Origin of the sequence: Pelagicoccus sp. SDUM812003 (assembly GCF_031127815.1) — a bacterium.
In the GTDB taxonomy this organism is placed as follows: domain Bacteria; phylum Verrucomicrobiota; class Verrucomicrobiia; order Opitutales; family Opitutaceae; genus Pelagicoccus.
In genome coordinates this window covers 121,434-144,246 of record NZ_JARXHY010000001.1, presented here as the reverse complement: position 1 = coordinate 144,246, position 22,813 = coordinate 121,434, and the positions used below count along the sequence as shown (strand labels likewise).

Here is a 22,813-nt window from a genome sequence, read left to right as displayed (position 1 = left end):
GGTGACCTAAAACAATGGCTGTCACTCGAAGACCACCACACCCTTGGCGTTCCGCCCGGCAAGCATGTCATCGATCGCGTCCTGCAAGCGTTCTAGCGGATATTTGCGAGTGATCAGTTCGTCGAGCAGCAGCTTGCCGCAGGCGTAGAGATCGAGCAGCCTAGGAAAGTCGTACTCCGGCATGGCTCCACCATAAAGCGGGTTGAGGTAGGTCTTGTCCCACTCGAACAGGTTCATATCGATCTCGATCACCTGCTCGATTCCGGAAACCTGTACCGCCGTGCCGGCGTTTCGCACCATGGCAAGAGGCGCCGCTCCGAGAGCGGGCACCCCCGTGCACTCGAAGGCGTAATCTGCCCCACGACCGCCACAGAGCTCCTTCACCTGGGCCGCCACCGACGCCAGCCCCTTGTCGTCTCGACTCGCCTTGATCAGATGGGTCGCCCCAAAAGTCTTCGAGATTTCCAGTCGGTGTTCGTTTACGTCCACTGCGATGATCTTGGCCGCCCCAGAGATACGGGCGCCTTGTATCACGCTGAGTCCTACGCCGCCCAAGCCCAGGACCACTGCGCTGCTGCCAGCTTTCAGCTGGGCCGCGTTGACGACTGAGCCGTAGCCAGTCATGACGCCACAACCGATGATACAGGCGGACTCGAAGGGAATATCGACCGTGGCACGTACGACCGCCTCTTGCTTGACGATCGTGTGAGAGCTCAGCGTGCCGATATTGAAGGATCGCTTCAAAGGAGCGCCCTTCCAACAGGTCGCCTCCGGGTGGGCCATGCCGTTGTCCGGATTCGCTCCCGTCACCGGAGAATTTTGTTCGCAAATGTTCTGGTGCCCAGTCTGGCACTGGTAGCAGCTTCGACACGGGATAGCCCAGTTGAGTAGCACCGCGTCGCCCACCTTCACGGTTTGCACGCCGTCTCCAACCGCTTCGACAATGCCCGCGCCCTCGTGTCCGAGCACGTGGTGGTACCCCCAACGCAGAGAATCCCAGTCCGTGTGACACACTCCAGAAGCCTTTAGCTTCACCAAAACCTCGCCCGCCTGCGGCTCTCCCACCTCGATCTCCTCGATGGTGAAAGAACCCTTTGCGTCCGCGACCGCCGCCTTCGCATTGATCATAATAACTATATTCCGTCCTGAGTTTAGCGGGCAGTGAACTTGGCCTCGAGCAGCTCGTATCCGACCTTCCGCGAATACTCCTTCTCGTGCTCGACCAATTCTATTGTCCTAAGAACCTCGATACGCTCCACGCGTTCCGCTAGCTTGAGGATGAGGCTGCGCATGATCGCCCGGGCGTGATGCGCTCCGAGGCAGTTGTGCGGACCAAAACCAAAGGCCACGTGCGGGTTGGGCTTGCGGTCGAGCTTGACCTCGTTGGGCTCCTTGAAAACCTCGGGATCGCGGTTCGCAGACGACCAGCAAAGCGATACGCGTCCGCCAGCCTTCACCTCATGCCCATGCACATTCGTGTCGTGCGGACAGACGCGGCCGATGTGGGTCAGCGGAATGAATACACGAAAAAACTCTTCCGCGGCAGTCTTCACCATCTGCGGGTGCTCGCGCACGCACTCCAGCCCCTTGGGACTTCCAGCAAAGTAGTCCACGATGTTCACCGCAGTGTGAATGATCGTGTCGCGCCCACCTGCAAACGCGATGTTCGCGTAGCCAAGCTTTTCCTCCATGGTCAGCTTTCGCCCATCGAACTTGGCTTGATTCAGGGCGCTGAAAAAGTCCTCCCCAGGATTCTTCTCCGCCGCGAGAAACATCTGCTCGCTGTACTTTTCCATGAACGGCCCCTTCGACTTTCCATCGCCGTCCTTGAAGACGTGGATACCCCAGCCAATCCAAAGCTCGGCCTCCTTTTCGTCCACGTTGAGCAGATAAGTCAGGGCGTGCGACTGCAGCGGAATGGCAAAGTCATGCACCACATCCAAAGTTTCGCGCTCGAGGGCTTCATCGATCAAGCGATCGATCAGCGCATTCAGTTTCTTCTCGTACTCGGGCAACTTCGGCCGGAGAAAAAACGGCTCCACGATCTTGCGGTGCTCCGCATGAACCGGGGGATCGACTTCCAGAGGATACTGGCGCACCGTACGCACGTCCTCTTCTGACGGAATGGGCACGCGACGCGGGGCGTCTGAGCTGTAGGTTTCAGTGTCCTTGGTAGCCTCTCGAATATCCTTCAACTTGAGGATCATGGGGATCTTTTCCCCCTGAAACTCGGCCACGAGGATCGGTCCCTTTTCTTTGGCTTCCTTGAATGGGTCGTGCAGTTCTGACATAGTTCGCCCAGGACTGGGGTTCTTCTTGAGCGTTAGAGGGTCGAGGGCACTTCCACGACCAAGCCATCCAGGTTTTTCGTAAGCTCGATCTGGCAACAGAGACGGCTGCGCGGAGTCACGTCTGGATTGAACTCCAAGGTATCTTTCTCGATGTCCTCCGGCTGGCCCACTTTGTCCATCCACTCGCGAGCCACTAGCACATGGCAGGTCGAGCAGGAACACACGCCGCCGCAATCCCCTTCGATGCCCTCGATACCATGGTCGACCGCGATTTCCATCAGCGATCCTTCCACGTTGTCGACGACGACTGCTTCCTTGTCTTGGGTGATAAACGTTACTTTGGGCATAAGAACTTCCTTGGTTTGGCGATGGTTAGCTCGAGGCGGCAGGACTTGGCCGACCTCGTTTCACAGCGCCTAATATAGCCTATCAGATTCCCTTGGCGCTGTGCATTTGCCGTCCAATTCCGATACTTTATTGTCCCTTCTGCGACTTGCATCTGGAATTTCTGTCAACATCCGATAGATTTTTCTTCTTTCATGAAGGCGCAAATCGAGCAAATCATCCCCTCCGCCCGGCATTCGTTCATCTGCCGATGCTTCAGCGAACCGCGCTTCGACCACCCGTTTCACTACCATCCCGAGATCGAACTGACCTACATCACCCGCAGCAGCGGCACCCGCATCGTTGGCGATCACGTCGGCACCTTCGATCCCGGCGATCTCTGCCTGATCGGCGAGAACCTTCCCCACATCTACCGCAACACCTTTCCCACGAGTAACGGCGCCGAATCCGAGGTGCTGCACCTCTCTCGCGACTGCGTGCACGGCTTCATCGACACCGCGCCCGAGCTCGCCGCCTTCTCTGACATGCTCGATCAAGCTAAGCTCGGGCTCTCCTTTGATGACAATACTGCTCATACTGCCCGCTTTCTACTCGCCAAAATTCGCGAATCTGACGGCGTGCAACGCTGGATTGCTTTCCTCCAATTGGTGGAGCACCTCTTGGCTGCTCCTAAGCCCCGAATTCTCGCAAGCCCCGGCTTCATCGGTTCCATCAATCAAAACGTGTCCCAACGTATGCATCGGATTTGCCAGTACATTCTGGAACACTTCGACGAAGAGCTCACCCATAAAGACTTGGCAAAACAAGCTCACATGTCACCAGCTTATTTCAGCCGTCAATTCAAGAAGAGCACTAGAAAAACGTATCAGGATTTTCTCACAAATGTTCGACTGGGTCATGTCTGCCACTTGCTTATCGAAACAGACATGCCGATAGTCGAAATAGCCTTCAGCAGCGGGTTTAGAAACCTGTCGAACTTCAATCGAAGCTTTCACAGAACCTACCATTGCAGTCCTCGGGACTACCGCGAAAGGCACTCCAATGCCCAGGAAGTTAGGGTACAAGCTCGCTAGCGCTCCACAAGGATCGGAGAGACACCTGCATCGAAGGACTCGCCTCCACTCGTTTCGAAATTAACAAACAGGAAGTAGAAATTTCCTTCCGGCAATTCGGAACTCGGCGCGAGACCTTCTAGCGACAGACTTGCGCTCGCTACTCCCCGCTCTACGCCAACAGCGGATGTATCCACCGCTACCACGTCGGAAACAACCGCCCATTCTGATGTCACTTCCCGCAACAGGAAACGGACACCACCTAGCGACGCATCAACCGAATCTCCTTTTCCTGCAAAGAACTGGCACGAGACGTCTAAATCATACCCTACCTTGTAAACCCCTTCTTGATACGCAACCACGTCATCGAAGGCTAACCCCGGTTGCGCAACCGGCTCGGCAACCACGACCGAAGTCGTGTCGAACGCTCCGCCCAGAACAGCCGTTGCCGTAATCTGCGCAGTGCCCGAGCTTACGCCACTGACGACTCCCGCAGCGGAGACCCTCGCGATCTCTGGAGATTTCGAATGCCATTCGATCTCTCGATCTAGGGCGTTAGTCGGTTCTACCGTGGCCGACAGCGGCTCTTCCATGCCGACAAGCGTCATAGGGCGATTCTTCGTGATCTGCACGCTTTCCGGCGGGCCAGCCGGCGGCAAACATTCGGGGCATTCGAAGAACGAAAGGAAGAGGCGCTCTTGCTCTATCGAACGCTCCAAAAAGCCCGATCCGCTCTCGTCCATCAAAACCCGCTGCGGATCGACTGACCATTCCCTGCGCGGCAACACGATATCCGGAGCGCTCACCACGCCATACACGCCGCCAGGCGTCGCGGCGCTCACATCAATCCTAAGATCCCGCCCAATTAGCTGCACCGAAGAAACTTCCGGCGCTTCCGCCTGATTCCCTACGAGCCCGTCCGCCTTCCCCACAAGCAACGTCGCCGAACTCACGTGGCCACCTTGATCCGGAAAGGCGATTTCGACTTCGTTCGATTGCCGGATCAGGGGATACGGGACGGACACCTCGATGAGACCAAAGAAACCGAAGCGGGACGATTGGTCGTCGCCCTGCAAGTTTAGAGGCGCGCGCAGATCCACGCCATTGAACCGAACGGAGGGTCTCAATGACTTTCCGTGTTCCCGACCGATCCCAATTCGAATCGTCGCATAGCCGTGGTCCGAAAGCTCGACTCCGTGATATTGAAAACGGATCGGCGCATTTGCCTCAATCTCACGCAAGTAGTCATTAGCATAATACAGCCTCTCCTGCACTGTCACCCGTGGCTCGACCGGTTCAGAAAGCGTGTACTCAATGATCGCAGAGGCCTCGCTACCAAGTTCGAACGCGCTGAATGCGACGTCATGCTCCTCGTCAACGAGCGTCGCGATTCCTTCAACCGCGTGCAAATGCTTCAGTCGAACCTTCACCAGGTTCGAGGAGCCCAAACCCTTCAACTGAAGATCTACCGTCTTGGGCTCTGGAGCGAGATTGGAAAGAATCAAGAACGCCTTGTAGCCGTCAATGTACAGATCGGACTTCACATCCGGATCGCTGTCTTTGACCAGTGCCCGCTGCCCTTTGACCTCCGACCATAGCTCAAAGAACTTCACGAGATCCGTAAAGACATAGTGCTCTCCAGATTGCCCCTCCAACTCATTGGCTTTTCGCATCAGCCTCCAATCGTAAACCGTTTCCGACCACTCCGCCTTCATCAGCATGAATGGGATCGCCTTCAGCACCCGATCGCTGCGGTCCATGAAGGCCATCATCAGCGGCGTGAACGATTTCAGGAATATCCAGTCTCGCTCTCGCGACCATTCCTGCTGCTCAAGCTCGTGATCACGGCTGCCATACTCGGAAATGACCATGGGCTTTACCTCGCCAAGCGCTAGCCAAGAATATTGCTCGAGCATGTCCAAGGTGGCTTCAACCCGTCCGCCTTTGAAGTTCCATGGCCCTACATACCCCTGCCCTTGGACCCAATGTTGGTCGAAATCGTAGAAATGTAGCGAAAAAAAATCCATATTCGCTCCCGCTACGTCTACGAAGAGCTTGTCACGGTCGCGCCAACGCTGAAAGCCTTCGATATCGTAGTACGGAAACGCCACGGTGTATCCGCCGATCAGCGCCTCAGGAGCGAATTTACGAATCTCTGCCGCGACCGTGTTATGAAACTCGAAGACTTCAAGCGGCGTTTCTTCACCTTCGTCGACGAAGTGGTAGAGTGGCTCGTTCATCACTTCGACCAGCCGGGGAGGAGGCTGGCCCTCGCTAGTCGGTTCCCCCGGCTCTCGATAGAATTCCGAAATGAACCGCCCCATGTATTCACCCGTGCTCTCCGCGGTTGTCGGACCCCAGCCCTCGCCCGTGGCGGGTTGCGTAAAGCTGCCGGGCCAGAATGGCGTGTACTGGGCACCGATCATGACATCGGCGCGGCTTTCAAACTGATGCCAGTATTCCAGTTCCTTCCCGTAGACTTCTCGCCGAACGCGCTCGCCCTCCTCCATCATGAACCCGGGATCGACGAATCCCGCTCGATCGGGATCTTGTCGCGACTGGTTGTAGTACCAGACGATCGAGCCATTGTCGCGGCCAAGATAGAGGTCCAGCTCGTTGAGAAGGTATTCGACCTTCTCCTTTTCCCCCCTGAGCCCCTGCTCCGCTATGTTGGCGTGCAGCACCATGAATTTCGACCGGTCGAATTCGGACGAGGTCCCGACGTCCCGCCGAACCCCAAAGTCCAAGGTCACGTCAACCGCCATCCCGAAAGGCATGGCGACCCATGCCACCGCGAACGCCGCGAACGCCGCGCCAAGCCTGCACGTGAGATCAAGACCCAGACGGGCAGAACAACGCGCGAGCGAATCGCCGGACTTGCGACGTAGGCTCAAGAGCTTGAGTGAAACGATTTGCATGTATCCGGATTTCACTGGATCTCGACGCTAATGTGATCCCCCTGAAGTCTCTCCCCAGAAGCCGAAATGGAGACCTCTGATGGGCTGAAGTTTGATTGAAGCAGGAGCAGACATCTGCCATTCGCGGTGGTGATGCGGTTCGACTGGAAATCCTGGACGTTCGTGATCGCTCCGTTGTCAACCCCGAGGATGCGGGCGTCTCCGTCCACGGAGAACACAATCTCGCGATTCTCGTGTCGCACTGCCCGTCCCATCTCATCCCGCAACTGGGCCACTACATGCGTAACATCGCGGCCATTAGCCTTCATCGAACCCCTGTCCGCGTGCAGCTCTATGACAACGGGAGACGCTGCCGTTTCCAGCGTCATCGCGGCGGTGTCAATGCCACTAGAGCCCCTAGCCTCTAGACGACCCGCTTCGAACGGCACCGCCCACTTGAACACTCGGTCTACCTGATCGGACAGCCGCTGAATCCCCAAGGAACTGCCGTTGAGAAGCAGTTCGACCTCTTCGCAATTGGAGTAAACTTCTACGACAACCCATTCGCCGTCGTCGTAGTTCCAGTGCTCGTTCACCTCGTTCCAAAACCACAGCCGCTTCTGCCACGCCCCCTTTTCCTTTTCGACCACAACACCGGACTTGGAGCTACGCCTGTAGTCCGACTTGTCTTCAAGCTGCGTTGCCAAAAAAAGATGCGGCTGATCTGTCCACAGACTCTTCATCATGTGATAAGACGGCTTCTGGAACCCTGCGAGATCCAGCAGGCCGGAGTGGGTCCCCTTGCGCGGCCACTGACCATTGGCCTCGCCCATATAATCGATTCCGGTCCAGATGAACATGCCGGCGATGAAGGGCCGCTCGATGACCGCCTTCCACTCATGCCATTGGCCCAGGTTCTCCGTACCCATGATGGGCTTGTCTGGGTAATTTCGGTGACCGTAGTCGTACACCACCCGTCGATAGGAGTAGCCCACCATATCAAGCGCGTCGGTGTATCCGGATATGTAACTAGCTGAAGGTAGGATACAATTCGCGATCACAGGGCGAGTCGTATCCATTTCCCGGGTCCAGTCGGCCAAGCGTTTGGCCGTATCTGCAATTGCAAACTTCTCCGGCTCTGCCGCCTCATAGCGTCGCTTGATTTCCTCCGGGGAGTGCGGCGGCAGAGACCAGAAATAGTTTCCATCCCACTTCATATCAAAGAAGCCAGTTGAATAAGCATGCCTCGGGTACGTCCACTCAATCTCGTTTCCGATGCTCCATTGGATTATCGACGGATTATTGCGGTCGCGAAGCATAGTAGACTTCAAATCGCGCTCCGCCCAATCTTGAAAATGCTCAGTGTACCCACGAGTGATGGCATCGACGCTCTTTTCGTTCTGGTTGAGACGCTTGTCCTTCGGATAGTCCCATTCGTCAAAAAACTCTTGCTGAACCAGAATTCCCATTTCGTCACAAAGTTCTATCAGCTCTTCCGAGGCAGGATTGTGCGCCATGCGAACTGCGTTGCACCCCCCCGCTTGCAAGGTCTTCAAACGACGACGCCACACGTCTTTCGGCACCGCGGCGCCCACCGCTCCTCCATCGTGATGGAGGCAAACGCCTTTGATCTTCATGTTCTTGCCATTCAGGAAGAATCCTTGGTCGGGATCGAATCGAATACTGCGAATCCCAATCCTATCCTCGATTCGATCCGCTAGTCGTTCGCCCTCGTAGACTTCCGTGACAGCCCGATAAAGCGAAGCTCTCTCCACTCCCCACAACATCGGTTCCGCAACTGTCAGTCGCTGGGCAAACTCCTGTTCTTCGCCTGGCTTCAGTTCTCCAGTTTCCTCTGCTTGCGCGACCTTGCTACCATCCGGTGAAAAAAGCGTAACCCTCAACGCAAATCGGGCAGAATGGCTACGGGAATTGCGGACCGTGACCTTCGAATCGACGAGAGCCTGGTGGGGAGTAACGCTGGGAGTCGTGAAATAGGTTCCCCAAACAGGTACGTGCAGAGCGTCAGCCACTATGACTTTTACGTCCCGGTAAATGCCCGATCCCGTATACCAACGACTGTCAGCGTAGCGCGTTCGATCGACCTTGACCCGCAAAAGGTTTTCCTCTCCTTCGCCAGATAGCAAACTCGAGATTTCATAATGGAAGGGAGAGTATCCGTACGGATGTTGGCCTAAAAAATGGCCATTAAGCCACACTTCCGCATTGTTGTAGATACCATCGAAGACGAGATAAACACAGGTCTCGTCTGTAGTCGGCGGCAAGGAAAAGCGTTTCTGATACCAGCCAATGCCACCCGGCAGATAACCAGTCGCACCTTCCAGGTTATTCTGGAAAGACGCTTCAACACTCCAATCATGCGGCACCCGCACAGATTTCCAAAGAGTGGCGTCAAGTTCCGATTCCGTCACATCACTGCCGGGTGACAGACTAAACTGCCAGTCTCGATCCAAAACCGTCTCAGTGCGTTTCAAAGAACCCTCCAATTGTTGAACAGATAGATTTGCCATAGCGAGTGTCGAAAGGCTCGAAAACAGTAAACGAGCCATCTTTCCCAAAGGGTGAGTTAGTAGGTAGGAGCGCAAAACGACAGAGGGGAATTTGGTTGAATTGTTTCCAGCGAGAGCCCTTTTCAAGCTCTCCTTGGGACGGGGCAGTTCTTGCTACTGCAATCAATCTGAAATACTCAGGTCTGCGGTTTTTGCATGCAATATACTGCATCTTGTCAATCATTTACGCCTCTCTCTTGAAACCCGGCCGATCGTCAAGATGACTTTTGCATTGCAAAGTATTTTTTTGCATACAATATACACTTTAGACAAGTACTTGCAACAGGCTTCGCCCGAGTGCGTCAACCCCGCTTCCTACTTACCCGATGACGAAATTTTTAAACCGATTCCTTGCTGCGACGACCGCCTTTGGCGGCCTTCAACTATCCGCCGCCGCGGTCCAGCCAAATCAGCGTGTGGTTCTCGACCTTTCGACAGGCAACCTTCCCGCCGCTGTTTCCGCGACTCAATCGCAACTGATACCCAGCGAGGATGGACTCCGTGTCTTACTTGATGCTTCGCAACCATACAGTGGCCTGAACCTAACTCCAGCTGAGCCATGGGACCTATCCGGCTCGAGCGAATCGGCCCTCGTCTTCGACGTGGCTAACCATGGCGAGCGATCCGTTCAGATTTTCGTCACTGTACGCGATTCGAACGGTGCCAGTGCCGTGAGGAGCGTCAACATACCGAGGGGATTCGATGGATCGCTCTACTACGAGCTGTCCAGCCAGTCGCAACAATTCGATGCTGGCATGCGTGATACGCCCGACCCTTGGGAAATCGATGCAACTCGCCTCATTTGGATGTGGGGATCACAACCGACGGATTTCAATTTGAGCCAGATAGCCAACGTCTCCGTCGTCGCCCACCACAATCTTTTCGACAAGGCGTTCACCCTAAAACGACTCCGACTTCTGACGGACATCCCGTACGACGAATCCCAGTTCAAGGGTATCGTTGATAAGTTCGGACAACCTGCCAAGAGCGACTTCACCCTAAAAGTGAAAACCGAGAAGGAACTGCGTCGCTTGGCTCAAATGGAGCTAACCCAATTGAAAGAGGAATCGGGACCGGACGATCGTTCGAAGTTCCAAGGCTGGAAAACAGGTCCGAAGCTGGAAGCCACCGGATACTTTCGAACCGAAAAGATTGGTAGTAAATGGGCGCTTATCGATCCGGAGGGCTATTTATTCTTTTCCAACGGAATAGCCAATATCCGCATGGCGAATACATCCACCTATACAGGCATCGACTATCGCGATGACTCGCTACGAATAATCGATCCGCAAGACACAACCCCAGAGGACTCAAAAGGCATGGTCAAGGCTAGCAAGTCGGTGACCGACACTGCATTCGTCGCGAATCGGCTTCGCTACGGCATGTTCAAAGGACTCCCCGAATACGACGATCCTTTGGCGAAACACTACAGCTACCGGCGCGAATCGCACACCGGCCCCATAGAACACGGTCAAACCTACAGCTTCTACCAAGCCAATCTAGAGAGACGATATGGTGATGACTTTATGGAGCAATGGCAAGATGTAACCATAGAGAGGATGTTAGACTGGGGTTTCACCTCTTTCGGCAATTGGGTGGATCCCGCCTTCTACGACAACCAGCGAATCCCCTACTTCGCCAATGGCTGGATCATTGGAGACTTCAAGACCGTGACCTCCGGCTTCGACATTTGGGCTCCCCTCCCCGATCCCTTCGATCCAAAATTCCGCGAGCGGGCAAGGGTCACGATCGACCGAATCGCAAAGGAGGTGAACGGCAGCCCTTGGTGCGTAGGTGTGTTCGTAGACAACGAAAAGAGCTGGGGTCGAATGAATTCGAATACGTCTCGCTACGGAATAGTGCTCAACACCTTGATGCGCTCAAGCTTCGAAAGCCCCTGCAAGACAGCTTTCGACCTGTACCTGAAAGGGAGGTACAAAACCATCGCAGCCTTAAACAACGCATGGGACACCAAAATAGACAATTGGGAATCATTCGCAGGCGGCTTCGACCTAGGCCATGAGAACTATAGCGAAGCGATGCTGGCCGATCTTGCCGATCTTTTGCAGCTCTACGCCGAGGAGTATTTCCGCATCGTAAACGGCGAACTCAAGCGGGCCATGCCCAATCACCTCTACATGGGCGTTCGCTTCGCCCATTGGGGCATGACTCCCGAAGTCGTGGAGGCTGCAAAGAAGCACATGGATGTAATCAGCTACAACTACTACCAAGAAGGGCTCGACGACAGCTTCTGGAACTTCCTTCCGGAGATCGACATGCCCAGTATCATCGGCGAATTCCACAACGGTTCGACCGACAGCGGACTCTTCCATCCCGGTTTGATCCACGCCGCCGACCAGGCTGACCGTGGGCGATGGTACAAGGACTATATGAATTCCGTGATCGAGAACGACTACTTCGTAGGCGCTCATTGGTTCCAGTACATCGACTCGCCCGCAACGGGCCGCGCCCACGATGGTGAGAACTACAATGTAGGTTTCGTCAGCATCACCGACGTCCCCTACCAAGACCTCGTCAATGCGGCCAAAGAAGTGAATGAAACGCTCTACCAAAAGAAATTCGGCGACCTCGAAAAATAGGCCTAAACTAAAACCTACCTTCCAATGCCCATGAACATCGCTCGCTTCGCTGTTGCCGTCTTCCCTGCCTTCGCCCTCATCGAAACAACCGCCTCCCCCGTCACCTTCAAAGAGGTCACGGATCAAGTCGGGCTAAACAGCGAGCCAAGCTGGAAATACAGCGGTCCTACTGTAGCGGACCTAAACAACGACGGGCGCTACGATCTGGTCCTTTGTAACCACGATCGCACTCCCATTCAGATTTTCTGGGGACAGGAAGACAATACATTCAAGGAAGCGCCCTCGCCACTGCCCAAGTGCGACGCCCATGGAATCGCTCCCGGCGATTACGACAACGATGGTGACATGGATCTTGTCGTAGCAGTCGGCGGCGGCAATGGGCAGAATCCGAAAGCCCCTCATCTGCTACGAAACGACGATGGAAACTTTGTTGACGTCACCGACGCCGCGGGCATCTCTGGCATGGGTGCTCGCGGCCGCTCTCCGCGTTGGGTCGATCTTGATTCCGACGGCGACTTGGACCTGCTGCAGATCAATGCAGCGCAAATCGTAAACGAAACCGGACCGCGAAACCTGCTCTTCGAAAACCAAGGCGATGGGACATTCGTCTACCGCAGCAGTCCAGCTTTCGAGCAGCTAGACGCGGAACGGGTTTTGCTAACCGATTTCAATGGCGACCACATCCCCGACCTAATCGTTTTTTCCCCCATTGCATTCTGGCAAGGCGACAACGCCTTCGGATTCGAAGACGTAACAAAGAAATGGTTGCCCCCTGCGTTCTTCAGGGGCGATTTGATCAACGCGGTCGCGGAAGCCGACATAGACAACGATGGGGATCCGGACTACTACTTGGCCCGCGGCAAGACTCACTACCGCACGGGCAACGATGCGATTTCCTTCGATCCCCAAACAGGTCGCCTCGACCTGCGAGACGAAGGCAACAAGAGTCACGACGGTCTCGAATTCACAGCAGGCGAACAAATCGAACTGTGCGATTTCTACCACTGGCCTCGCGGTCGCGACGTCGTTTTGCCGGTCTTCCTCGGCTCGAACAAAACCCTCACGAAAACGCCCACTGAAACGATATCCATTGACTCCAAGGATGCACTCGGCTTCCCCGATTCAACTAGTGAAGATGGATGGTTTCTAGGCTACCTTGGCGACGGGATTTGGCGTTTGGAGTGGAACCTGAACGATAATTTAGCCTGGGACATACGAGCGTCCATATTGGGCGTATCCAAAATCGATCCCTATTTCGTGCCGCAGGATCTAGGCGAGGACGACGTGTTGCTCCGCAACGATGGCAACCGTTTCACTGAAATCTCGGGGCGTTTGCCAATCGAGTCCCGCGAAAACAACTGGGGCGTCACTCACGGTGACTTCAACAACGACGGATTGGAAGACTTCTTCGTTTACCGATTCGGCGAACTGGTCTACCGAGTTCCCGACCTTCTTATCCTCAACAAAGGAGATTGCCGATTCGAAGCCTTCACCGACCATGGGGCGAACAAGCTGCCCGAAAAGAGCCACGGTGACATGGGCAGCACTCTTGATTTCGATCTAGATGGGCGAGTAGATATTCTTAGCGGCGATGATGATAACGGCCGCTGGCGTCTCTACCGTAACACCACTGAAGATACAGGCAATTACCTGACACTCCACATCCAGTATTCGAATACCGGAATCGATCCGATTGGAGCAGAGGTCACTTTTTCATCCCAAAATGGAAAGCATTTTCAACGCGTAGGCTCACGAGGTACAGCATTCTACCAAAGTGTCCACAACTTCATACATTTTGGTCTCGGGGAAACGACTTCGGTTGAAGAAATCACCATCCGCTGGCGCGATGGTTCAACTCAAACGCTGCAAAACATAACAGCCAATCAGATCGTTGCCGTAGGCCATTTGGGTCGTTAGATACCGAGTTAACACTAGCTCCAAATAGTCTCTGACCTACGTACATGCGTATTAGTATCAATTCATTTTGTCCGGTAACCCAAATATGGCTACACAGTGGCGAGCCCACGCTGATAGCTAGGCCTAAAACGAATCGGGCAAATCAAACCAATAGGGGCGGCCTAAGCTGCCCCTATTGCCATTTTTCTGAACCGGCCCGCTGAATGAAAAGCAACATCGCTGGACGACCTCTCATGTGCCTCATACTGCTGGCCAACAGCCTACTACCGCTATGCTGGTCTCGCGAGTCATACAAATTAGAAGATATAATTGAATCGCTCAGTCTCGAAGAGAAAGCCGGGCAACTGAATCTGGTACCGTTGGAAGGCGAGCCTACCGACGAGCTTCTGCAGGCAATTCGCGAAGGCAAAATCGGCAGCCTACTCAAGTCGAATGGAGCGGAACAAAACCTCCGAATCCAAAAAGTCGCAGTTGAAGAATCAGCAAGCGGAATACCGATATTGTTCCAGGAAGATGTGATTCATGGATACAAAACCATAACCCCGACGCCCCTTGCGGAGGCGGCAAGCTGGGATTTGGAACTGATTCGAGCATCTGCCGCACTTGCCGCAAGAGAGGCCGCCTCTTCTGGTATCCACCTCACCTATGCTCCAATGGTCGACATTTCACGCGACCCACGCTGGGGGCGCATTCTCGAAGGATCAGGCGAAGACCCCTATCTTGGGGCTATGATCGCAGTGGCTCGCGTGCGGGGATTTCAAGAGTCCGGACTAGATTTCCATCAAAACCTTCTAGCTTGCGCCAAGCATTTCGCCGGTTACGGGGCCACCCTAGCAGGGCGAGACTACAACATATCTGACTTATCGGAACGCGAGCTTCGGGAAATACATCTCCCACCCTTCCAATCTGCGATAGACGCCAACGTATCAAGCGTCATGAGTGCCTACACATCCTATGATGCTCTCCCTGCTTCGGCGAATCCGTTTCTTCTACGCACGATTCTGCGGCAAGAAATGGGATTCAGGGGCTTGCTTATGACAGACTGGGATACTATCGGAAATCTGTGCAGAATCGGCATCGCTAAAGACAATCGTGCTGCGGCCAAGATGGCCTTCAAGGCGGGCATAGAAATGGATATGTTTTCCCAAGCCTATCTTGAACATATCCCAGAACTCGTGCGTCTGGGAGACATCGATGAGGATCAGCTAAATCAAGCTGTGAGCAAAGTTTTGGAGCTGAAGCAAAAAGCGAGACTGTTCGACGACCCCTATGCGTACTTCGACAAAGAACGGGAGGAAAAGGAATTGTTGTCCGACGACAATCGCAATCTTGCTAAGGATATCGCAAGAAAATCGATTGTTCTTCTCAAGAATGATAACTCCCTTCTTCCCTTTTCCCCCGATATCAAGTCCATAGCTGTTGTTGGTCCCTTCGCGAAAGCGAAACGCGATCTCCTGGGCTGGTGGAGCGCCATGGGCTCTCCCGAAGAAACCGTATCCATTTGGGAAGGACTAGCCGAACAGCTCGGCCAAAACGTCGAGCTTTCCTACGCGCCAGGTTGCTCCATAGTTCGCTTTGAGAAATCTGGGGCCAGTCTTCTTCCGGAAGCGGTCAATATCAGTCGCAGAGCGGACGTAGCGATCATCGTAGTGGGCGAAGAATACTGGATGAGTGGCGAGGGAGGAGGAACCGCATCCTTGCATCTCCCTGGTTTGCAGGAGCAGCTCATCGCTGAGGTCGCTGCAACCGGCACACCTGTCGTCACTGTAGTCGTAACCGGCAAGCCCTACATTCTCACCGAGGTTGCGCGGCATTCCGATGCGATTATCCAGGCGTGGATGCCAGGAACAATGGGAGGGGCTGCAGTCGCCGAAATCCTGACAGGAGCCTTCAATCCTTCAGGGAAGTTACCCGTAACGTTTCCCATACACCAAGGCCAGATTCCCATTTACTACAGCTATCGCAGAACAAGCCATCCATTCGATCCAGGCCCTAAAGACAATCGCTACACCGCGTCGCACAGAGACATTGGCATCAGGCCTCTTTACCCATTCGGATACGGCCTGAGTTATACGACCTTCCTGTATTCTGAAATTCGACTGAGTTCAGACACCATGAGAACAGGCGGATCCATCGAAGCGAGCGTAACCGTCACTAATACCGGCGAAAACAACGGTCGCGAAATCGTCCAGCTCTACATCAGCGACGAAATAGCCTCGGTGACCCGCCCCGTAAAAGAACTCAAAGGGTTCCAGCTGATCGATCTGAATGTAGGCGAATCACAAACCGTGACCTTCGAGATAACGCCAGATTCCCTGTCATTCATCGGTGCCGACTACAAAGCTATCCGCGAACCAGGTAGGTTCGTCCTTCAAATCGGCACTTCCTCCGAAGAAACGAAACAGGCCGCATTTACGTTGGTCGGTGGCTGGTCCGAATAAAGGGCCATCCCTCACCACGGTGCAATTGCCCTTTACAAAACAGTTTTTGTATACAATATTCACTTTAGGTTTTCCATCGGCAGCCCCACATCAATCTGACGAGAAGCCCCCTATTACCCCCGATGAGTGAATTGAAAGAAGCGCCGATGCAGGAACAAAGCGACTCGGTAGAAATACCGGAGAAGGACCGCGTACCGATCCCGCAAAAGATCTCCTTCGGATTCGGCATCGTGTCTGACCATCTGGCGACTTTCAGCCTCAACTCGTTCACGATGCCCATCTTCAATATCATCCTGCAACTTTCGCCCAGCCTTATTGGGTACGCATTGATGATTGCTCGCTTATGGGACGCATTCACCGACCCCCTAATTGGATCGTTATCTGACAATTCTAAAAGTCCCAAAGGTCGTCGCAAACCATTTGTATTTTGGGGTGCACTTTTAACTGGAGCCTTTTTCCCTTTCCTTTGGCTCGCTCCCGTAGCGTGGAGTCAGACTCTGACTTTTATTTACCTAGTCGGAGCACTTCTGATCTACTTCACGTTCTACTCAATATTCTCGGTTCCTTATCAGTCTTTGGGGATGGAGCTTACGCCTAACTATCGCGAGCGTACCAATGTGTATTCGTGGATGTCATACATCCAGCAAATCTCCAGTTTCACGGTCCCATGGCTACTCGCACTTACAACCTTGTCGGTCTTTCGAGACGAACTACAAGGCACGCGGATAGTTAGTATTGGAGTTGGCATAGCCATCGCTGCTGCTGGAGTTCTTCCGGCCCTCTTTTGTGTCGAGAAGTTTAGCACTATTGCTCAGACTCAAAAGAAAGAGAATCCACTCAAGTCGCTCAGGTCCCTGAGTAAAAACCGACCACTCATTTTCGTGTTCGCGGCAATTGGAACGTACCTTCTAGCGATATCCGCAACCCAAGCTCTCGACGTCCACGTTAAAACCTACTATATCTATGGGGGAGATTTAAAAGAAGGAGCATTTCTTTTTGGATACGACGGAACGCTTCGGGTCGTATTTTCGTTTGTAGCAGCTTTCCTAATTCAAGCACTCTCTAAAAAGTTCGATAAGAAACATCTCATCCTCGCTTGTATCGCTACCATCTTTATCTGCAAGATCGGCATTCTCGTCACCTACATCCCAGGCAAGCCTTTATTAACTTTCATAACAAAACCCTTTCTATCAATGGGAGAAACGGGGTTCTGGATACTCATTCTCTCCATGCGTGCCGATGTTGCAGATTGGGATGAATACAAATTTGGTCGTCGTCGCGAGGGATTGATCGCAGCGGTAGGAAACTGGATTGCCAAACTCTCCATGACTGCCGCAATGGCCTTAGGCGGTATCGTATTGCAGTACATCGCCGGTTTCGACGTCAGTTTAGGAGGCAATCAAAGCCCCGAAACGCTATCTAGGTTGATTTGGTCCTACGCCCTCATACCAGCTAGCGCCGCAGCAGCGATGTTCATACTGATGATAAAGTACCCGCTTACTCACAACATGATGGCAGATGTACGTGCGACCCTGGAAGAAAGGCGCGACGCAGTTTAGCATCAAGTGATTTCGCTCGTTGCACTAGCAGATACACGACTTTCGTTCGAAGCGTAAGACTGCATTGGTACGGTTGCCATCAAATGCAATACTACAGTGCAACAAAACCAATCAGACGAACAAAACTAATAGGAGCAGTTTTTAACTGCCTCTATCACCAAACATGATTTGCAATTCCGATAGACTCCAATTGCTAATCCCCTCTATTTGCGAACAGCAACGGATATTGAAGCCAATAGTGCTTCTCCTATTGGATACTCTCAAGTGGTCAAGCGCTGAGCGAATATTAAATCGTAGATTCGTGATCCAACAAATCGTGCCCGCTCGCCGAGCCGACGCTCGATCCTCAGGCACTCGTTCCACTTCACCATCCGCTCGCTGCGGGCAAACGAACCGACCTTGAGCTGCCCAGCGTTCGTGGCCACTGCGAGGTGGCAGATAAACGCGTCCTCGGTCTCACCACTGCGGGCCGAAACCACCGGCAGCCAGCCCGCCGCTTGGGTCGCTCGAATCGCTTCCATCGTCTCCGTGACCGAACCGATTTGGTTGAGCTTGATCAGCACGCTATTGGCCACGCCGCGCGAAATGCCTTCTTGGATACGCTTCAGATTGGTCGTAAAAAGATCGTCGCCAATGATCTGAACTTTGTGGCCAACGGCCTCGTAGATGCGCTTCCAGCTTTCCCAATCCGTATCCGCCGCCGGATCCTCGATCGAAAGGATGGGATACTTCTCGCACCACTCGATCATGAGCTCGGCAAAGGCTTCCCGAGAATAGCTGCGATTCTCCAAACGAAAACGGTAGGTCTGGCTCTCCTCGTCAAACAAGTCGCTGGCCGCGATATCCAAAGATATGGAGGCGTGCCGGCCCGGCACATACCCCGCGCGTTCTATCGCTTCCAGAAAGACCTCGAAAACCGCTTCGTTGCTGTCGAACTCGGGCCAATACCCGCCCTCGTCCGCAATTCCAAAGTACTTGCCCCGCTCGCGGAAAATGTCACCAGCCGCATGATACACATTGTAGGTTATCTCTAGCGTCTCTGCGTAATCCCGCGCCCCGTTGGCGATAACCAGAAAGTCCTGCACGTCGGTACGCCAGTTCGCATGAGCGCCGCCCCCGATGATCTGAATTTCAGGCAAGGGCAATAGGTTCCCGTCTCCATTCCCCAAATACTCGAAGAGCTGCTGGCCTCGACTATTCGCCGCCGCATAGGCAGCTGCCATGGAAACGCCCAATATCCCGTTCGCTCCCAGTCGGCTCTTGTTGCCCGTGCCGTCGAGGTCGATCAATGCCTGGTCCAAACCACGCTGATCGTAGACGTCACGCCCAACCAGGGCCTGAGCGATCTCCCCCTTTACGCTCTCGATCGCCTTGTAAACCGACTTCCCGCGGAACTTCCGGCGATCCCCATCCCGTAGTTCCAAGGCCTCGAATTGCCCGGTCGAAGCGCCGCTGGGTACCAGCCCTCGGCCGACTGTGTCATCGGACAAGGTGAGTTCGACCTCCACGGTAGGCATGCCTCTCGAGTCGAATATTTGATAAGCGTCTAGTTTCTTTATCTTCATTGCTTTAAGGCTCCTAGCTGTTGCAGCCACTGATTCTTGATCGTATCCAAATTCTGATTTCCTGCCACCCGTTCGCTGTTCACGAATCGCCGGATGAAATCCCGTTGGTCATCATCGAGGTATTCGACCGGACTCTTCCCATCCACCCGAGCGAGCATCAGCATTGGCAGCAGTCGTGCTGTACCGGCTTCCACTTCATCAGCATGGGCAGGGTTTGCCTCGCGATAGCCACGGCGAGCCGGGTCGTCAAGCTTCGCAAAGCGCTTCCCCTCCCGGCCATGGTAGAGGCTTTTCAGGAAAAAGTGGTTAAGGAAGAAACTCAGGTCGAAGGCCGCGTCGGCATAGCAAGCGACTTCGCAGTCCAGCGGCACCAGTCGCTCGCTTCGGAAGAGAATGTTTTTCGGGCTGAAGTCGCCATGGACGAGACAGTTCCGGCTCCGCATCAGGCGATCAGCCTCCTCCAGAATCGCAGCTCTCAAGTGCGGGTGCTTCTCCGCCGTAGCCCTCAGGTAGGGATCCACCCGAAGCTGGTCGAAGTTCGGCAGCGTGTCGAAGGCCTCCTGAGCTTCTTCGTCTCCCCAGGATTGGGCATGGATCTCCCCCAGCAACTTCCCCGCCCGATACGCCAGGTCCATATCCGCTACGCCTGACAGAAGCGACGCTTTCCAGTTCTCGAAGCCGTCGAGAAACTCCATCGCGAACAGCCCAGCTGCCTTGTCGCTAGCTATAATCTCCGGCATCGCATCGGGACGGAAGCGACTCACATAGCGCATGTAGGCCTGCTCGGAATCGTTTCGCGATGTATCCGCGTACCAGTCCGCCGCGACCTTGAGCTTCTTCAAGGCACGCTTCACCACGAACTGCCGTTCGCCATCGCGTACCAGATAGATCTCGCTCGAAACGCCCCCGGTCAGCGGGGTCAGCTGCGCTTCGGCCGCTCCAATCCAGCCCAAGTCCAACAACAGTTTCTTTAACTCTATCTCAGAACCCACTTCCGTATTCATTGTTTGGAACCTTTCTTTAGCGCCCACCTCCAGTCGACCGGAACGAAATCCGAACTCCCGTCTTCGAAACAAAGCCGCACGAAATTTGATTCTTCGACCGGCGTCACCGTTTCGACTGCCTTTCGCCCCTGGGTCGGATGAACGAGCTGGATCGCCCTCAGGAAAGTGGGTGTCCCAGGGGAAAACGCCGCCGTTGTCGCCACCCCCAAATCGCCGAGCAAATCACGCCTGCTCTCTTCGAGCCCCTTGCTGAAATAGGAACACGCATCTTCTACCCCAAGTCGACGACCATTGACACCATTCCATGGAGTCCCCTGACACCCGCCATTTGAAAGCCAGAACAAGGTCGACGGAAAATCGCGACGACTGACGAGCGACAGCCAAACGTATCCATCGAAGGATACAGCAGTCCACCCCAGCTCAATATCATCTCGAGCGGCAAACATCACCATGTCCTCTAGACGCTCGTCCGTCGGATACTGGGCAATCGATAGCGATTCCCCATTCCTTAGTGGAACCCGCCCCAAGTCATCGAAGCGAGCCCCTTCTGACAGGAGATTGATATCGCCCCGTTCCGGATCGCCAAAGCGTTCCGGAAAGGTAGAAGCGTACCGGAAGGGATTGACCCGCACTTCTGCCGCCTCCCCTTCCGGAAAGAAGATAACGGGATGATGAGCGTAGTTGTATCGCCCTTCCACTCCCCGCACTTCATGCTCCAGATACAGCGCCCGCTCGCCATCGCGAAGCGACACCCGTTTAATGATGCTGCCCTTGCCTTCCGGCAAATCGATGGCCAACGCAAGTCGCCCCGAATCTCGCTCCTGCACGCTCCAAGGTCCGTTAGCCGCAGGTCCGTGGATGTGTTCGAAGCTTTCGTTCATGCCAAAAGGAAAACAGAAGAACTCGCCTCGTAGCCATTGCACCGCGGGGGCCTGCTCGGGACAATCCTCTGGGCCCCATCCGGCCAGGGAATACGGCTCCGCGAAGGAGCCGTTTCCCAAATCGAACCGCACTGGCGCGATATGCCCCACCTGCGACGCCACCTGGGCAGAAACGAGGTTGCTCTGTATTTGCTCAATCATCACAGTGGACGGGCAACCGTTTGCGGCCTCAAGTAGTCGTAATAGGTTTCCGGGCTATTTACGCCGCCGCCGAGGCCACTGAGATTCACCCCACCGTAGGGCAGGCCATAGGCAAACACATTGTGGGCATTGATCCAATTGTTTCCGCAAATCATTCGGTCCGCGACCCGTCGCGCCTTGTCCAAATCCTCGGAAAATACGCTATTCGCCAAACCGTAATCGATCGAGTGCACCTGAGCCAGCGCCTCTTCCTCGTCCTTGAAAGTGGTCAGGTAGGCGCTGGGGCCAAAGATCTCTTCCTTGAAACAGATGTTCGAGCTGTCCCCACTCAGCAATGACGGGCTCATGAAATACCCCTTTTCGCAGCCGCTTGGCTGGAGACGTTCTCCATCGAGAATCGCTTTCGCTCCCTGCGCTTTTCCTGTTTCCAGATAGTCGATCACCGTATTGAGCTGTTTCTCGCTCGCCATCGGACCCATCCCAGTATCGGCCGCCAAACCATGGCCGATCTTGACCGCCTTCAGCTTGGCCACGACCTTTTCCGTAAAAGTATCCGCCACCGACTCCTGCACGATCCAGCGCGTCGCCGTGCAGCACACCTGCCCCGTATTGAAGGTAATCGCCGCAGACAACTGCTCCGCCGCCAAATCCAAATCCGCGTCCTCGAAAACGATCGCCGCGCCCTTTCCACCTAGCTCGAGCTTACAAGGGATCAAGGCCCGTCCACAGGCTTCGCCAATCTGCTTGCCGACTTCGCTCGAGCCGGTGAACGACATGCGCTTCACCTTCGGATGACTGCACAAGGCGCTGCCAATCACGCTGCCACTGCCGGTCACCACGTTGATGACACCCTTGGGGAATCCGGCTTCCTGGGCGAGCTTGGCCACGAAAAGCGTACTAAGCGGCGTGAGTTCCGCCGGCTTGATCACCACCGTGTTGCCGGCTGCCAGGGCAGGAATGATTCCCCAGAGCAAAAGGTTGTAGGGGAAATTCCAGGGAAAGACAAAACCGCATACCCCATAGGGCACTCGATGAATCTTAGCCTCCATGTTCTTGATCGCCAATGGCGTATCGGCTGGCAAAGCCGTTGCCAAATCGGCGAAATAGCGAATACAATCCACGCCAAAGGGGATATCGAACCCCTTTGTATTCACGATCGCCTTACCGACATCAAGCGACTCGATCTCGGCGATCGTATCGAAGTTTCTTTCCAGGGCATCGGCCAGCCGATGCAGGTAAACCGCTCGCTCCACCGCAGGCAGGCGGCTCCAGTCGTTGAATGCCAAGTGGGCGGCCTCGACCGCTTCGTTCAGCGTACTCTGATTTCCTTTCGCCACGCGAGCGATGACTTCGGTCGTGCAGGGATCTTGGATCACACTTACACTCTCGGCATCAGGTCGGACCCATTCATTGTTCACAAAGGATCCGAGTTCGCTATCTAGAAACGCTTGCGACGCTTCCGATAGATGCATTGCTTCTAATGTATTCAT

General features: G+C 54.5%; 14 protein-coding genes. 5 read left to right on the top strand and 9 right to left on the bottom strand.

Annotation, left to right across the window (positions count from 1 at the left end; genetic code table 11):
• Positions 1 to 21: 21 nt before the first annotated feature.
• The 3 genes from QEH54_RS00465 to QEH54_RS00455 are packed head-to-tail and all read right to left on the bottom strand — an operon-like array spanning position 22 to position 2,638.
• Complete coding sequence (locus QEH54_RS00465; protein ID WP_309016639.1) at positions 22 to 1,128, bottom strand: Zn-dependent alcohol dehydrogenase; 1,107 nt, start codon at positions 1,126 to 1,128, stop codon at positions 22 to 24.
• 23 nt (positions 1,129 to 1,151) lie between these two features.
• On the bottom strand, positions 1,152 to 2,291 hold the full coding sequence (locus QEH54_RS00460; RefSeq protein ID WP_309016638.1) for a cytochrome P450: 1,140 nt from the start codon (positions 2,289 to 2,291) through the stop codon (positions 1,152 to 1,154).
• 32 nt (positions 2,292 to 2,323) lie between these two features.
• Positions 2,324 to 2,638, bottom strand: coding sequence for a 2Fe-2S iron-sulfur cluster-binding protein (locus QEH54_RS00455; RefSeq protein WP_309016637.1), 315 nt, complete (start codon positions 2,636 to 2,638; stop codon positions 2,324 to 2,326).
• Positions 2,639 to 2,830: 192 nt separating this feature from the next.
• Between QEH54_RS00455 and QEH54_RS00450 the strand changes: the two genes are divergently transcribed.
• Positions 2,831 to 3,709, top strand: coding sequence for an AraC family transcriptional regulator (locus QEH54_RS00450; RefSeq protein WP_309016636.1), 879 nt, complete (start codon positions 2,831 to 2,833; stop codon positions 3,707 to 3,709).
• On the opposite strand, the gene QEH54_RS00445 is transcribed toward QEH54_RS00450, so the two are convergent.
• Positions 3,706 to 6,606, bottom strand: a complete 2,901-nt coding sequence (locus QEH54_RS00445; RefSeq protein ID WP_309016635.1) for an Ig-like domain-containing protein — start codon at positions 6,604 to 6,606, stop codon at positions 3,706 to 3,708. The two genes, QEH54_RS00450 and QEH54_RS00445, sit on opposite strands and share 4 nt — an antisense overlap.
• A gap of 11 nt (positions 6,607 to 6,617) precedes the next feature.
• Positions 6,618 to 9,116 carry a sugar-binding domain-containing protein gene (locus QEH54_RS00440; protein ID WP_309016634.1) on the bottom strand — a complete coding sequence of 833 codons (2,499 nt, stop codon included), beginning with the start codon at positions 9,114 to 9,116 and terminating at the stop codon, positions 6,618 to 6,620.
• A gap of 365 nt (positions 9,117 to 9,481) precedes the next feature.
• Between QEH54_RS00440 and QEH54_RS00435 the strand changes: the two genes are divergently transcribed.
• The 4 genes from QEH54_RS00435 to QEH54_RS00420 all read left to right on the top strand — a co-directional run bounded on the left by QEH54_RS00435 (position 9,482) and on the right by QEH54_RS00420 (position 17,672).
• Positions 9,482 to 11,755 (top strand): beta-galactosidase, encoded by a 2,274-nt coding sequence (locus QEH54_RS00435; protein ID WP_309016633.1) that lies wholly within the window; start codon positions 9,482 to 9,484, stop codon positions 11,753 to 11,755.
• Positions 11,756 to 11,779: 24 nt separating this feature from the next.
• A complete protein-coding gene (locus QEH54_RS00430) occupies positions 11,780 to 13,672 on the top strand; it encodes a CRTAC1 family protein (RefSeq protein WP_309016632.1) in 1,893 nt (630 codons plus the stop codon).
• Between the two features lie 203 nt (positions 13,673 to 13,875).
• Complete coding sequence (gene bglX / locus QEH54_RS00425) at positions 13,876 to 16,113, top strand: beta-glucosidase BglX (RefSeq protein WP_309016631.1); 2,238 nt, start codon at positions 13,876 to 13,878, stop codon at positions 16,111 to 16,113.
• Between the two features lie 122 nt (positions 16,114 to 16,235).
• Positions 16,236 to 17,672, top strand: coding sequence for an MFS transporter (locus tag QEH54_RS00420; protein ID WP_309016630.1), 1,437 nt, complete (start codon positions 16,236 to 16,238; stop codon positions 17,670 to 17,672).
• Between the two features lie 260 nt (positions 17,673 to 17,932).
• On the opposite strand, the gene eno is transcribed toward QEH54_RS00420, so the two are convergent.
• From eno to QEH54_RS00400, 4 genes are read right to left on the bottom strand one after another with little or no spacing between them, the layout of a single operon-like run.
• Positions 17,933 to 19,237, bottom strand: coding sequence for a phosphopyruvate hydratase (gene eno / locus QEH54_RS00415; protein WP_309016629.1), 1,305 nt, complete (start codon positions 19,235 to 19,237; stop codon positions 17,933 to 17,935).
• Positions 19,234 to 20,241 (bottom strand): aminoglycoside phosphotransferase family protein, encoded by a 1,008-nt coding sequence (locus QEH54_RS00410; RefSeq protein ID WP_309016628.1) that lies wholly within the window; start codon positions 20,239 to 20,241, stop codon positions 19,234 to 19,236. The genes eno and QEH54_RS00410 overlap by 4 nt, the downstream gene beginning before the upstream one ends.
• Positions 20,238 to 21,323 carry a hypothetical protein gene (locus tag QEH54_RS00405; protein ID WP_309016627.1) on the bottom strand — a complete coding sequence of 362 codons (1,086 nt, stop codon included), beginning with the start codon at positions 21,321 to 21,323 and terminating at the stop codon, positions 20,238 to 20,240. The genes QEH54_RS00410 and QEH54_RS00405 overlap by 4 nt, the downstream gene beginning before the upstream one ends.
• Positions 21,323 to 22,813: an aldehyde dehydrogenase family protein gene (locus QEH54_RS00400; protein ID WP_309016626.1), complete on the bottom strand. Its 1,491-nt coding sequence runs from the start codon at positions 22,811 to 22,813 to the stop codon at positions 21,323 to 21,325. The genes QEH54_RS00405 and QEH54_RS00400 overlap by 1 nt, the downstream gene beginning before the upstream one ends.

Bases quoted from the DNA above. Each gene is read 5' to 3' on its own strand.
- QEH54_RS00450 (WP_309016636.1), top strand. From the start codon at position 2,831: ATGAAGGCGCAAATCGAGCAAATCATCCCCTCCGCCCGGCATTCGTTC.
- QEH54_RS00435 (WP_309016633.1), top strand. From the start codon at position 9,482: ATGACGAAATTTTTAAACCGATTCCTTGCTGCGACGACCGCCTTTGGC.
- QEH54_RS00410 (WP_309016628.1), bottom strand. From the start codon at position 20,241: ATGAATACGGAAGTGGGTTCTGAGATAGAGTTAAAGAAACTGTTGTTG.
- eno (WP_309016629.1), bottom strand. From the start codon at position 19,237: ATGAAGATAAAGAAACTAGACGCTTATCAAATATTCGACTCGAGAGGC.
- QEH54_RS00420 (WP_309016630.1), top strand. From the start codon at position 16,236: ATGAGTGAATTGAAAGAAGCGCCGATGCAGGAACAAAGCGACTCGGTA.
- QEH54_RS00455 (WP_309016637.1), bottom strand. From the start codon at position 2,638: ATGCCCAAAGTAACGTTTATCACCCAAGACAAGGAAGCAGTCGTCGTC.
- bglX (WP_309016631.1), top strand. From the start codon at position 13,876: ATGAAAAGCAACATCGCTGGACGACCTCTCATGTGCCTCATACTGCTG.
- QEH54_RS00405 (WP_309016627.1), bottom strand. From the start codon at position 21,323: ATGATTGAGCAAATACAGAGCAACCTCGTTTCTGCCCAGGTGGCGTCG.
- QEH54_RS00400 (WP_309016626.1), bottom strand. From the start codon at position 22,813: ATGAATACATTAGAAGCAATGCATCTATCGGAAGCGTCGCAAGCGTTT.
- QEH54_RS00460 (WP_309016638.1), bottom strand. From the start codon at position 2,291: ATGTCAGAACTGCACGACCCATTCAAGGAAGCCAAAGAAAAGGGACCG.
- QEH54_RS00465 (WP_309016639.1), bottom strand. From the start codon at position 1,128: ATGATCAATGCGAAGGCGGCGGTCGCGGACGCAAAGGGTTCTTTCACC.
- QEH54_RS00440 (WP_309016634.1), bottom strand. From the start codon at position 9,116: ATGGCAAATCTATCTGTTCAACAATTGGAGGGTTCTTTGAAACGCACT.
- QEH54_RS00430 (WP_309016632.1), top strand. From the start codon at position 11,780: ATGCCCATGAACATCGCTCGCTTCGCTGTTGCCGTCTTCCCTGCCTTC.
- QEH54_RS00445 (WP_309016635.1), bottom strand. From the start codon at position 6,606: ATGCAAATCGTTTCACTCAAGCTCTTGAGCCTACGTCGCAAGTCCGGC.